We start from the raw sequence: 12,051 nt of genomic DNA, 5'->3' as shown, positions 1-12,051 counted from the left end.
GTGCAGACCTCACATCTGGGAAAATCGCCGCGGCAACACAAATGCCCATGCCTGCGCATTGACTTGTCTGGCGAGGGTTCCGTTCGCAATCGATCGTGATTTCCAATCGGCCACATGAGGTGACTTGATGGATCAGGACTTTAGGGAGCATGGTCAAGCCTCGCCAGCCGCGACGCAGGGACGGGCGTCTCACTCGATAGAGGGAGTGCCGCGCCTGCAAGGTTGACGATGGTCCCGGTGGGGCGTTAACGTCCCGCAAGAACCTTGAACGCTTCAGGGCGCGCTACCCCACATGTCAGAGCTTCCCGACAACCCCATTCGCATCCTCGTTGTCGACGACCACCCGATGGTGCGCGCGGGCATTGCGGCGGTCATCTCCGGCCAGCCGGACATGGCCCTGGTCGCCGAGGCGGGCGACGGCATTGAAGCGCTGGCGCTGTTCGAGCAGCACAGGCCCGATGTCACGCTGATGGACCTGCAGATGCCACGCATGAATGGCATGGCCGCGATGGGTGAAATGCTGAGCAGGGATCCCTCGGCGCGCATCGTGGTGCTGACGACCTACCGCGGTGACGTGCAAGCCCTTCGTGCGCTCAAGATCGGTGCCAGCGGCTACCTGTTGAAGAACGCGCTTCGCAAGGAACTGGTGGCCGCCGTGCGCACCGTGCATGGCGGCAGGCGCTTCATCGCGCCTGAGGTGGCGCAGGAGCTTTCCCTGCGCCTGACCGACGAAGCGCTTTCGCCGCGCGAGGTGGAGGTCATTGGCGAGGTGGCCGCAGGTGGCGCCAACAAGCAGGTCGCCGATCGCCTCGGGGTTTCGGAAGAGACCGTCAAGACCCACATGAAGAGCATTCTCGTGAAGCTCGGTGCGAGTGACCGCCTCCAGGCCGTCGTCATCGCGATGCGCCGGGGCATCCTCAACGAGGAACTCTGAGCAGCGCCTTCATTGGCGGATCTTCGCCGACGCCTTGTAGGCAAGCGCAGCCGAAATGCGCAGCTCGATTTCGGTGCCGGCACCCGCGCGGCTCCAGAAATCGAGCCGGGCGCCGATTCGCGCCGCGCGCGCCTGCATGCCAACGACACCCCAGTGAGCGGGGCCCTTGTCCTGCCCGAGCATGTGCGCATCAACACCTGTTCCATCATCGCGGATGCGGATGCTCAGCGTGTCTTCTCCATAGACGATCTGGAGTTCTATGGTGGCCGCATGTGCGTGGCGAAATGCATTGAGCAGCGCCTCCCTGCCAATGCGATAGAGCTCGGCCTTGACGAAGGGCTGGAGGTCACGTGCCGTGCCATCGACGATGGTGCGGAAGGTCACATTGCGGCCTTGCCTCAGCGCTTCGCCGGTGGCGGCATAGGCCACCGGCAGGTCGCCCAACGGCTCCTCCGAGGTCCTCAGGTCAAGCACCCTCTCGCGGCCTGTCGTCAGCATGGCTTCGACGCGGTCCAGCGCTTCCAGCAGCGCGGCGCGGGCCGGATCCTCGGGGGACATGTGGTCCACCGCGGCCTGGAACTGAAGGATCAGGCCTTGTGTGCTTTGCAGCAGCGTGTCCTGGAGTTCCCGTGCGATGCATGTTTGCTCGGCCATGCGTTCTTCGCAGCGGGCGCGCATGCGAGCGGCGGCCCGCTGGACGCAGAACCGGAAAGCGGCCAAGGCCAGCAGCGCCACGCCAACGCCGCAGAAAACGATGAACCCATCTGAGCGGATGAAGGCGAGCGGCGGCGCCGGGCCCTGGTCGGCCCCCCAAACGCTGCCACAACTGAGCAGGCAGACAAGCCGGCACCATGGCAACCGCCGCAGGCTTCGCTTCATTGGCGCTCGACTCGAATGGTGGTGAATTCGACTCTATCGAGCGGCGCGGCACTCGAAATCACTCCAAGGGCTGAGTGGCCGTTACCCGGATTGGCATTTTCCGTTCGATGGCGTCTTCATAGCATGCGAGCAAATGCAAAGACTGTTCTCCGCGTTCCCTGGCGGGCCACCGGGCGCCGCGCTGCTCATCATGCGGATTGCGCTGAGCGTTCTCCTGTTGGACGGCGCACTCCGGCCTCCTGGCCCGTTCACATCCGGTGTGGCCATGCTGGCGCCCTGGACGGTGGCGATCGCGCTCTGGATCGGGCTTTTCACGCCCGTCTTCTCGGCGTTGTGCGTGCCCCTGGTCCTGGCGATTTGCGTCAATGGCACCGGCGAGATGGACGTGGGGCCCGTCTGCACGATCCTTGAGGCCGCGGCGCTCGCAATGCTGGGCCCCGGGGCCTATTCGTTGGATGCCCGCTTGTTCGGGCGACGAAAGATCATCTTCCCCCAGCATCACGAAAGTGGCGATGAGTAGGGGCTGATGCCGCCCAGCCGCGACCGAAGGGCTTTGCGCTGGCGAACGGCAAGTTGTGGCGCAAGGAGGCGCGGACCTTCAAAGTCCCAGTTCAGTCAGTCCGGGATGATCGTCGGGCCGCCGGCCCAGGGGCCAGAAGAACTTCCGATCCGCTTGCGCGATGGGCAGGTCGTTGATGCTGGCGTGTCGATGCGTCATCAGCCCCGCCGCATTGAACTCCCAGTTTTCATTGCCATAGCTGCGGTACCAGTTCGCGGCGTCGTCGTGCCATTCGTAGGCGAAGCGGACGGCAATCCGGTTGCCGTCGAAAGCCCAGAGTTCCTTGATCAACCGGTAGTCCAACTCTCGCTGCCACTTGCGCTCCAGCAGCGCCTGCGCTGCCGGCCGGCCCGTCGGGAACTCCGTCCGGTTGCGCCAGCGGGTGTCCTCGCTGTAGGCCAGCGCCACACGCGCAGGGTCTCGCGTGTTCCAGCCGTCTTCGGCCAGACGGATCTTTTGCAGCGCGGTCTCGCGGGTAAAGGGAGGAAGTGGAGGACGTGTTTCCATGGCGGAATCCCGGCGTCGGAAGTTGAGGTGGCCAATCTTTGCCCGCCTGGCAGCAATCGTCACCCAGCCGGAGGCATAGCGGCCCTTGCGTCCAAGTGAGGTAGCCACCCGTGCGGGGCGAATGTCCGTCGTCCAGACGGTTGACCCAAAGTTGCAACCTTGTGCTGGTCCTGGGGGTGTGTCCGCATCGCCGGCGCATTTCTACGCTTGCGGCGTGGCCGTCGCAAAGGGACGTGCGGGGCCTGTCGGCTGTCTGCAGGCGGCGACTTCACAGCCTTTCACATTGGACAACCCGTTGGAGATTTCATGCCACGAGCATTCGCGGAGATCACATTCACGCCTTCGGTGAAGGCAGCCCAGCAACGCTACGGCTCCCGGCAGGCCAACCGGAGCTTCGAGACGGCGACGGCGCGCCAGCAAGAGCTGACGCAGGCCGAGACCGAGTTCATCGAAGGAATGGACGGATTTTTCCAGGCCAGCGTCGGCGAGACGGGATGGCCCTATGTCCAGTTTCGTGGGGGACCGCCGGGCTTTCTGAAGGTGATCGATGCCAGGACCATCGGGTTCGCCGATTTCCGCGGGAATCTGCAATATGTCAGCGTTGGCAATCTCGATGCCGATGGCCGGGTCGCACTGATCCTGGTCAATCACGCTGACCCCGGTCGCCTCAAGATCTGGGGCCGCGCGCGGGTCATTGACCGCGCCGTTGATCCCGATCTGGTCCGGTCGCTCCAGGTTCCTGGATATGCCGGCAGGGCCGAGCGCGCGATCGTCATCGGGGTAGAAGCCTTTGACTGGAACTGCCCTCAGCACATCACGCCGCGCTTTACGGAGACCGAGATCCGTGAGATGACCGCGCCAATGGTCGCGGAGCTGGCGGCGCTGAGGAAGAGAGCTGCCGGTGGTTCGGACCCGGGCATGCCGTGACGACCATCGCGGTGTTGTGATTCATCACGGCTCCCAGTTCTTCCGGGTTGTGAATTCAGGTGCCTCTTGGTGTGCATCAGCGTGGTCTCACGCATCCGGCTCGCGCCATGCCTGCTGTCCTTTCCATCCAAAGGCCACCCTCGACACCACCCTCTGCAGGATGTGCCTCGCAGTGCTGGTGTCTAACCTTGAAACGTCCGTCATCACACGCTGAGACGCGATGTCATGACGACATCCTCCAGGCTTGCTGCATCCGCAGACCGGAGGCGCCCCACCATCTACTGACGAGGAATCACATGGACCAGCTTACCCCCCGCACATCATCGCCGACCGACATCCGGTATGAACGAGTGAAGGTCGACGGCATCGAAGTCTTCTACCGGGATGCGGGTCCGATGGACGCCCCGGTGCTTCTGTTGTTGCACGGCTTCCCCACGTCGTCGCAGATGTTCCGCAACCTGATTCCCCAGCTGGCGGACAAGTTTCGTGTCATCGCCCCGGACTACCCGGGCTACGGCCAGAGCGAGAGCCCTGATCGTACGAAGTTTGCCTACACCTTCGAGAACTACACGAACATCGTCGACAAGCTGACCTGCCAGCTCGACATCGAGAAGTACGCGCTGTACGTGATGGACTACGGCGGCCCGGTGGGCTTTCGCCTGGCGGTCAAGCACCCGGAGCGCGTCACCGCGTTTGTGGTTCAGAACGGCAACGCGTACATGGAGGGCTTCGGGCACCCGTTCTGGGACGGCATCATGGCCTACTGGGAAACCGGTGCCGCCAAGGAGCGCGAGGCCATCCGGTGGCTGACGACGCTGAAGGCAACGTACTGGCAGTACAGCACCGGATTCAAGGACATGTCGCTGGTCAGTCCCGACGCCTGGACGCTCGACCAGGCCCTGCTCGACCGCCCTGGCAACGCCGAGATCCAGCTCGATCTGTTCTACGACTACCGGACCAACGTCCCGCTGTATCCGTCGTGGCACGAGTACTTCACCAAGTACCAGCCGCCGATGCTGATCACCTGGGGCGCTAATGACGAGATCTTCCCTGCGGCCGGGGCGCCCCCGTACAAGCGTCACCTGCCGAACGCCGAAATCCACATGTTCGACACCGGCCACTTCGCGCTCGAAGACCACGGCCGGCAGATTGGCGACCTGATCCGTGAGTTCCTGCAGAGGGTGGTCCGCTGAACGTCGGGCCACGGCGTCGGGCAGGTTGAATGATCAGTGTCAGACCGCCGCCAAGGTGGTCTGACTGCTTTTCTCAACCAGTGCAAAAGGGCCGCCGGGTGGTGTTCTTGCACCATCCCGCGGCCCTTTCACATGGCTCGGCTGAGAACTCGCCCAAGACTCGGGCGGCTCTCCCTGTGCCGCACCGTCCGAGTTATGCCTTCGCAGCCTGCTGCGCGCGCTGGTAGCTCTCAATGGCGGCGGCGTAGTGCGGAGAGAAGAGGGCGTAGATCTCGGCGTACTTTGCCGCGTCGGGCCGGTTCCAGGTTCTCTGCAGCTCGCAAACCATCGCGTTGATGCTGGTGGGCACCACACCGGCTTGGGTGAACCGAGCCAGCGTGGCCCGCGAGGTCAGCTCGCTGGGGTCGCCAGAGGCGTCCATGACCGCATAGACCTTGAATCCAGCGGCCACTGCGTCCAGGGCCGGGAACATCACACAGACGCTGGTCCAGATGCCGGCGATGACCAGCGTCTTCTTGCCTGTGGCGCGCACGGCCTTGACGAAGTCTTCGTTGTCCCAGGCGCTGATCTCCCCTTTGCGTGAAACGTAGGTTGCGCGAGGCGCGAACTGCTCGATCTCGGAGATGAGCGGACCGTTCGGGCCATCTGGCACCGATGCGGTGGTGATGACCGGGATGTCCATCAAGGCCGCAACCTTGGCCAGGGATGCGACGTTGGCCCTCAGCTCGCTGATCTCGATGTCCTTCACGGTCTGGAGCAGGCCTGACTGGTGATCCAGCAGCAGGATCGCGACGTCGGAGGCATCGAGCAGCGCTTTTCCGCCGCCGGTGGTGAGTACGTGTGCCATGTATGACCTTTGCGTATGAGCCTCGCTTCGAGGCGTTGTTGAAGATGCGGACGGAGCCTGCGGCGTGCGCCACGGGCAGGTCCGACTTACCCGCCACCACCACCCGCCTGTGACGAAGGCGACCGCCGGTTGTTTCCGGCACCGCGTTCGGAGCAGGTGGGCAATGTCTGGCCACTTTGCCGAACCGATCACCTGCCGGCACCCGCACTCGGGTTGGCGCGCGCTAGGCCTCTGGGCGTAAGGGGCGCAGGCGCGCGCGGTTGGGTAGAGCCGCGCTGCGAGGTCCGGCAGGGAGAGCCCGGCGATGTCACCGGCCTTGCTTGAGCGAACCGTCCGGCCCGCCGCACAGGTCCCGGTGCCTGGCTTCCCTTTTCGCGACCCAGCGATCCGTGGCGATGTACCCGAGGGTCATGGCCACCACCAACAGCGCACCGGCCAGCACGGGCGGTGCTGGCGACGGGATGCCGGCCCAGCGGCACAGCGCGCCAATCGCCACGCCCAGCAGCAGCCCGATCACGATCCTGGTCTTCTGTGTCGAGCCGGCGTTCATGCGGCGCCTCGCAGCAGGTGGTCAACGCCGGCGAAGCCGAGGGTGATGGACAGGACAAGCAGCGCGCCCACCAGCTTGGGCGGCGCCGGCAGTGGCAGGTCGAACCAGCGGCAGGCGACGCCAATGCCCAGGCCGAGCGCGAGTGAGATCAACAGGTCGTTCATGGATTCATCCCCGAGTTGGAACGGGCACCCGCGCAGCAGTGCGTGCCAGCTGGCTTTCCCGTCGCTGTTCGCTTCGAGTGTGCCGGGCGTGAGGCGTGCAGCTGTGTGCACGGAGGAAGGCACCACAGTGGCCAGAAGGGGCAGGTCGCCGACTTGAGTCGCAGCTTGCTCGGCGCAGCCCTGGCGATCGAGTTCGCCAGCCGTCAAGCAGCGCTTGCCACCAACGGAGGAGGTGGCACCAACCCCCGGGAGGAAGCTGGCGACCCAGCTTCCAAGGATATTGAATGCTCTTATTTTGATGACTGGAACTGCCATGAATGCCCCCCTTGTTCCCAAGCTGACTGCCTTCTCCATCGCGACCGGCCTGGTGTTCAGCGCCTGGCTGAGTCCGGGTGTTGTCGCTGCGGCGCCAGCGGTAGCTGCGAGCCAACAGGTCTCCGTCATCCTGGTGCATGGCGCCTGGGCAGACGGCTCCTGCTGGAACGATGTCGTCCCGCTGCTTCAGGAAAAGGGGCTGACGGTGGTCGCGGTGCAGAACCCGCTGAGTTCGCTGGCCGACGATGTGGCCGCCACGCAGCGAGCCATCGACAGGCAAGCGGGCAAGGTGCTGCTGGTCGGCCATTCGTGGGGTGGCGTGGTCATCACCGAGGTGGGGCGGCAGGAGAAGGTCGCGGGCCTGGTCTACGTCGCGGCTTTTGCGCCGACGGATGGCGAATCGGTGAACGACCTCTCCGCCAACAAGGACCTGCCACAACCCCCGGGCCTGGCCGGCATCGAGCCGGATTCACACGGCTATCTGTGGATGAGTGCCAGGAACTTCGGGGAGCACTTCGCGCAGGACCTGGCGCCGGCCAGGACCCGATTGATGGCAGTGAGCCAGAAGCCCATCGAAGGGCGCAGCTTCGGCGACAAGGTGGGGGTGGCGGCCTGGCGGAGCAAGCCCAGCTGGTATGTGCTGGCCGAGCAGGATCACATGATTCCACCGCTCGCGCAGAAAGCCATGGCGCAACGCGCGGGTGCCAAGGTCACCAGTCTTGACGGGGGCCATGCCGTGATGATGGCCAAGCCTGCCGAGGTGGCGAATGTCATCCTGGCCGCCGTCAAGGGCCTGGGCACTTAGTCGGCCGACCAACCGCACTGGAGCCACTCGATGTCTCTCCTGATCGTTCTCTTTGCGCTGGGGTTGCTCATCTTCGTGGCCTGCAGGGGGCACGGCGTCATCCTGTTTGCCGCCGGTGGCGGCGCTGCTGGCCGTGCTGCTACCAGTCCGGTCTTTGCGTGCGGGCCCTATCGGTTCACCAATCGCGAGTACCTCAGTTGGTGCATGCAATAGGCGGTCCGTTGCAGCTCTTGCCTATGCCTGCCGGCGCATCGGCTGGCGACCTTCTCTGGGGATTCGCAAGATCTGGCGCCATGGCCTGTTCGACGCGGTGCCCTCGAAAGCCTGGGCGGCAGGCACGCGAAGTTCGACTTCTGTGCCACCTCCGGGTCGACTTGTGATCGTGAGGCTGCCGCCGATCTGCGCGGCTCGCTCGCGCATGCCCAGCAGTCCGTAGTGGCCGGGGCGGGCGCCAGCCGCCAGAACTTCCGGGGCCATGCCCGGGCCGTTGTCGTGCACGCGCAGGGTGAATCGGCGCGACTCGAACTGCAGGTCCACGCGGATGTCGCTGCCCTTGCCGTGGATCACGGCATTCAGCAGCGCCTCACGGCCGATCAGGTAGATGCGGTCGCGGGTGAGAGGCCTCAGGGCCCGAGCTCGCCCGGCCTCCACGATCTCCACCTGTGCTGTTCCCGCCAGTTGGGCTGCGGCCGATTCGAACGCTTCGCGCAGGCCGACGGCGTCGGCATCCGTGCTGCGCAGATCGCGCACCCGGTCGCGTGCCTCGCCCAGCATCTGGTCGGCGTGGTCGAGCTGGCTTTCGATCGAACCGCGGGTGTTGTCCTGGGCCGGCAATGCGGTGGCCACGGCCTGGAATCCAAGGATCACGCCTTGCATGCTCTGCAGCAAGGTGTCGTGCAGGTCTCGCGCAATGCGCTCGCGCTCCGCCAGGATCTCGCGCATGCGCGACCGCTCGCGAGCCCTCAGGACACCCACGCGCAGCCGGTAGACCAGCCAGAGGCATCCGAGCACAAGCGACAGCGCGAGCATGCGAAACCAGAGCGTCTGGTACCAGGCCGGCAGCACCTCGAACGTCAGCGACGTGGGCACTTCGGCCCACTGGCCATCCTCGTTGCTGGCCATGACCTCGAAACGATGGCGGCCCGGCGGCAACTGCGTGTAGTACGCGGTGCGCCGAGCCCCGGCCTCCTGCCACTCGCTGTCGATGCCCTCGATGCGATACCGAAAGCGAACCCGGTTCGCGATGGAGAGCGCCGCCGCCGAATAGTTGAACTCGATCTGGCCGGGATTGGCGGACAGTTGCACCCCGGCTCCCGCTGGCGTGATCGCGCCATCGCTCTTGACCGCCCAGACCTGTGCCACGGGTGGCTTGGGCACGGCCTGCTTGACACCGGGATCGATCCAGAAGCGACCTTCGTTGGTCGAGGCCCAGATGAGGCCCGCGGCATCCCGGGCCAACCTGGGCGCATCCCCGGGATCTGCGACGCCGTGCAGCCCGTCATGGTGGTCATAGACCTTGGGCATCACCGCCTGCCCGCTCAAGCCGGCCTTGAGCGTTGCTGCGGGAATGTGAAAGACCTTGTTCAGCCCGGACAGCCACAGATCACCCTGCGGCGTCTCGACGATGCCCGTGATCGCTTTGAGAACATTGCCCTTGCTCTGCAAGGGGCGGAACTGGTCTCCCTCGAAAACGCCCACGCCGTTCAGCCCGCCGATCCAGACCCTTGCGCCGCGCGCGAAGGCCACCCAGGCTTCGGTCACCGTGTCATGGTAGGGCTCGGACCTGATCTCGCGGAACAGGCCCCCACGCAGCACGAAGGGACCGCGGCGCGCTTTGCCGGCAAACCAGAGCTGGCCCTGCGTGTCGGCATGGAGGATGTAGCGTCCATCGGCAGGCGGCGTGACAGGCCCCCTGGGTTGAGAAATGCGACCGTCTTGAAGGCGCAGCAACTGATCGCCAGCCTGAAGCCACACGGCTCCCGTGTCATCTTCAGCAATCTGATGTATTTGCCCACGCCATGACAGATCGGGCGTCGGGACAAGGGTGAAGTCGGCACCCGCCTCCTTGCGCCACAGCGCGTTCTGGGTCGACACCCAGATCCGATGATTTGCGCCGGGCCGGATGCTCGTGACGTCCTTGATCTGGGGCATCTCCTTGACGCTGCCATTGGCGACGTACTTCAAACTGCTGTTCCATTGGCCCAGCCAAAGACCGCCATCGGCATCGGGTGTCAGCTCGGCAGAGGTCACGTAACGCGGGAACTTCGCCTGCGTGAAGCGCGGGAGCCGAAACCGCTCGATGCCAGTTGCGGTTGCCAGCCAGATGTTCCCGTCGGCATCTTCGTGCAAGTCGTTCACTGAAAGAGACGACAGGCCGCGCTCAGGCGTGATGGCGTCTGCCTGCAGGGCGGAGACGCCTCCAGGCGCGAGAACGCGTCGCCAGTCGGCCGCATGCTCGATGCCGATCAGCGAATGCATCCAGAGGCCGCCCCGGCTGTCGAACAACATGATGCCGTGGGGCGCCCGCGTTAGGCGCCGCTGGCTGACAGGGCGGCCGTCTTTCATGTCGATCACGGCGATGCCCTCGGCGCCTGTGCACCACAGCGATCCATCCGGCGCGAAGGCAATCTGCTCGCAATCCCGCACGTCAACGCGCTCGAACACCCGCGCGCCCCTGGGCAGCCTGTACAGGCCGACAGGATTGACAAACCAGACAGCCCCTTGCGCGTCAACGACCGGACGGTGGATTGCCCTCGTCCCCTTTGGAATGCCCCATGAATCATCGAGGGCCTCGAGATGGAGCCCCTCGAGCCGAAGAAGGACACCTCTCTGGTGATACCACCCAACCCCTTGCTGATCGAAGATGAACCTGGCGTAAGGACCTGCGCCAAACTTGTCCTCGACCGCTTCGGTGCGGCCCTGCCACCTCCGCATCAGGCGGAGCGTCTCGGGATGGATGTAGTAGACCGCTCCCGTGGGGCTGGTCTGTCCCAGCACGTCGGCGGAGTCCACGAACGGCCCGCCCGCCGGCGCCTTGTTGAACGAGTGGAACTCAACGCCATCGAAGACCTGGCGGCCCACGGTGGTCCGCATCAAGAGCATGCCGTGCGGCACCTGGATGAATTGACCCGCCGCAGCTGCAAGGCCGTCCTTCTCGCCCCAGACGGTGTGCTCGTAGTCCGCGATTGCAAGCGCTGAGGCGCTGGTCAACTTGAGGGCGAGGGCCGTCCAGACCAGCCCTGCCAGCCAACGCGAGATGATTGACTTTCCGTGGCGCGCCGCGGGCCGCGTGCTGCGCGCGTGCGAGTGGAGGCTTCGGCATGGGCGAGTGCTGCGGCGCGATACCAGTATGTGCATGACCCGCCAGCTTACCCGCTGGGATCTTGAAACGTCCGGGTGGGCAGTCGCAGTACCGCGTGCATCTGGCGACCCAGAGCACGAGCCGCTGCGGCAGCCAGAACGCGCCGTGGGTGCTTTCGAACGCGAATCAACCGATGTCGATGTCGATGGCGGAACCGGCGGGCCGCGCGGCCATGCCGGGTCGGCTTTGCGACCGAGCAGTCGTTGAGGAAGCTGTTCGTGAAACGGCTCGGCATCACGCCAGATGACTACCGAGCCCGGTTTGGCGGTGGACGCAGCACGGCAGCCGGAACGCTGCCGGCTGGTCAGGGTGCGGCTGCGCGCGTTGCCCTTGCCAGAATGGGCACGAGCCCGAGCACGGGCGTGATCGCGAAGCACCACATGCTCAACTGGCTGTACAGGATGGCACCTGCCGCACAGCCCGCTGCGAACGCCGCCACGTTGGCGAGCATCTTCGACAGGCGAGTGCTTGCCTCCTGCCTTTTTTCGCCCTCCAGTCCGCGAACCAGGTTCGCGATGTCGATCATGATTTGCGTCGTCGTACCGGTCATCAAGGTGGTTGGCGGGGCGCTGCCAAGGTGCAGGCGCGAGGCAGCGTTCTGAATGGCCATCGCGGCAACGAAGGACATGCCGGCCACGATGGTGAGGACGTCATCTCCCTTCTGCTGCGGCCCCACGAAGATCGCCAGCGCGGCCCCGAACAGGAGCAGCAGCACCTGCAGTGACAGCATCGTGCGCAGCACCGGCAACCCGGCCCTGGCCACCGGGAAAGAGGCCAGGTGGGTCACGAGGATGACCGCGCAGAAGACGGGAAGCGCCAGCAATTTCGCCGTGGCTCCCGAGGTGCCGAGGACCAGGGCGGCGCCCAGCGTCACGAAGTTCCCGGTCACGTGCGCGGTGAACAGGCCCTGAAGGGCAAGAAAGCCCGCCGTGTCGATGTAGCCCGCTGTGAAGCTCATGAAGACAGGAACGCTCAGTTTCATTGGAAATTCCCTTGCCTTGTATCCAGGT

The 12,051-nt window shown here is 65.0% G+C and carries 13 protein-coding genes; 6 read left to right on the top strand and 7 right to left on the bottom strand.

Annotation, left to right across the window (positions count from 1 at the left end):
* The first annotated feature begins 292 nt into the window (after nt 1–292).
* A complete protein-coding gene (locus AC3WR5_RS04075) occupies nt 293–934 on the top strand; it encodes a response regulator (protein ID WP_492482074.1) in 642 nt (213 codons plus the stop codon).
* A 9-nt stretch (nt 935–943) separates the two neighbouring features.
* On the opposite strand, the gene AC3WR5_RS04070 is transcribed toward AC3WR5_RS04075, so the two are convergent.
* Nucleotides 944–1,669: a sensor histidine kinase gene (locus AC3WR5_RS04070; protein WP_492482072.1), complete on the bottom strand. Its 726-nt coding sequence runs from the start codon at nt 1,667–1,669 to the stop codon at nt 944–946.
* A 277-nt stretch (nt 1,670–1,946) separates the two neighbouring features.
* On the opposite strand from AC3WR5_RS04070, the gene AC3WR5_RS04065 reads away from it, so the two are divergent.
* The gene (locus AC3WR5_RS04065; RefSeq protein WP_492482070.1) at nt 1,947–2,333 is read left to right on the top strand and encodes a hypothetical protein; all 387 of its coding nucleotides are present in this window, start codon (nt 1,947–1,949) and stop codon (nt 2,331–2,333) included.
* A gap of 78 nt (nt 2,334–2,411) precedes the next feature.
* Here AC3WR5_RS04065 and AC3WR5_RS04060 read toward each other — a convergent pair whose 3' ends face one another.
* A complete protein-coding gene (locus AC3WR5_RS04060) occupies nt 2,412–2,879 on the bottom strand; it encodes a nuclear transport factor 2 family protein (RefSeq protein WP_492482616.1) in 468 nt (155 codons plus the stop codon).
* Nucleotides 2,880–3,185: 306 nt separating this feature from the next.
* Between AC3WR5_RS04060 and AC3WR5_RS04055 the strand changes: the two genes are divergently transcribed.
* On the top strand, nt 3,186–3,806 hold the full coding sequence (locus tag AC3WR5_RS04055; RefSeq protein WP_492482068.1) for a pyridoxamine 5'-phosphate oxidase family protein: 621 nt from the start codon (nt 3,186–3,188) through the stop codon (nt 3,804–3,806).
* 296 nt (nt 3,807–4,102) lie between these two features.
* Entirely contained in the window at nt 4,103–4,999 is an 897-nt protein-coding gene (locus tag AC3WR5_RS04050) for an alpha/beta fold hydrolase (RefSeq protein ID WP_492482066.1), read from the top strand.
* Between the two features lie 193 nt (nt 5,000–5,192).
* Here the strand turns inward: AC3WR5_RS04050 and AC3WR5_RS04045 are convergent, their stop codons facing one another.
* The 3 genes from AC3WR5_RS04045 to AC3WR5_RS04035 all read right to left on the bottom strand — a co-directional run bounded on the left by AC3WR5_RS04045 (nt 5,193) and on the right by AC3WR5_RS04035 (nt 6,875).
* Nucleotides 5,193–5,846 carry an isochorismatase family protein gene (locus AC3WR5_RS04045; RefSeq protein ID WP_492482064.1) on the bottom strand — a complete coding sequence of 218 codons (654 nt, stop codon included), beginning with the start codon at nt 5,844–5,846 and terminating at the stop codon, nt 5,193–5,195.
* A gap of 307 nt (nt 5,847–6,153) precedes the next feature.
* The gene (locus AC3WR5_RS04040) at nt 6,154–6,396 is read right to left on the bottom strand and encodes a DUF1427 family protein (protein ID WP_492482062.1); all 243 of its coding nucleotides are present in this window, start codon (nt 6,394–6,396) and stop codon (nt 6,154–6,156) included.
* Nucleotides 6,393–6,875: a DUF1427 family protein gene (locus AC3WR5_RS04035; RefSeq protein WP_492482060.1), complete on the bottom strand. Its 483-nt coding sequence runs from the start codon at nt 6,873–6,875 to the stop codon at nt 6,393–6,395. Before AC3WR5_RS04035 ends, AC3WR5_RS04040 begins: the two co-directional genes overlap by 4 nt.
* Here AC3WR5_RS04035 and AC3WR5_RS04030 point away from each other — a divergent pair.
* Nucleotides 6,874–7,680 (top strand): alpha/beta fold hydrolase, encoded by an 807-nt coding sequence (locus AC3WR5_RS04030; RefSeq protein WP_492482058.1) that lies wholly within the window; start codon nt 6,874–6,876, stop codon nt 7,678–7,680. The two genes, AC3WR5_RS04035 and AC3WR5_RS04030, sit on opposite strands and share 2 nt — an antisense overlap.
* Nucleotides 7,681–7,710: 30 nt before the next feature.
* Nucleotides 7,711–7,893: a hypothetical protein gene (locus AC3WR5_RS04025; RefSeq protein ID WP_492482056.1), complete on the top strand. Its 183-nt coding sequence runs from the start codon at nt 7,711–7,713 to the stop codon at nt 7,891–7,893.
* Between the two features lie 21 nt (nt 7,894–7,914).
* Here the strand turns inward: AC3WR5_RS04025 and AC3WR5_RS04020 are convergent, their stop codons facing one another.
* Nucleotides 7,915–10,890 (bottom strand): sensor histidine kinase, encoded by a 2,976-nt coding sequence (locus AC3WR5_RS04020; RefSeq protein ID WP_492482054.1) that lies wholly within the window; start codon nt 10,888–10,890, stop codon nt 7,915–7,917.
* A 455-nt stretch (nt 10,891–11,345) separates the two neighbouring features.
* Nucleotides 11,346–12,023, bottom strand: a complete 678-nt coding sequence (locus tag AC3WR5_RS04015; protein ID WP_492482052.1) for a DUF1275 family protein — start codon at nt 12,021–12,023, stop codon at nt 11,346–11,348.
* Nucleotides 12,024–12,051: the final 28 nt, after the last annotated feature.

This window comes from Ideonella sp. FW305-24 (genome assembly GCF_058788035.1).
The sequence above is the reverse complement of the archived record's forward strand: the minus strand, read 5'-3'. Positions and strand labels throughout refer to the sequence as shown.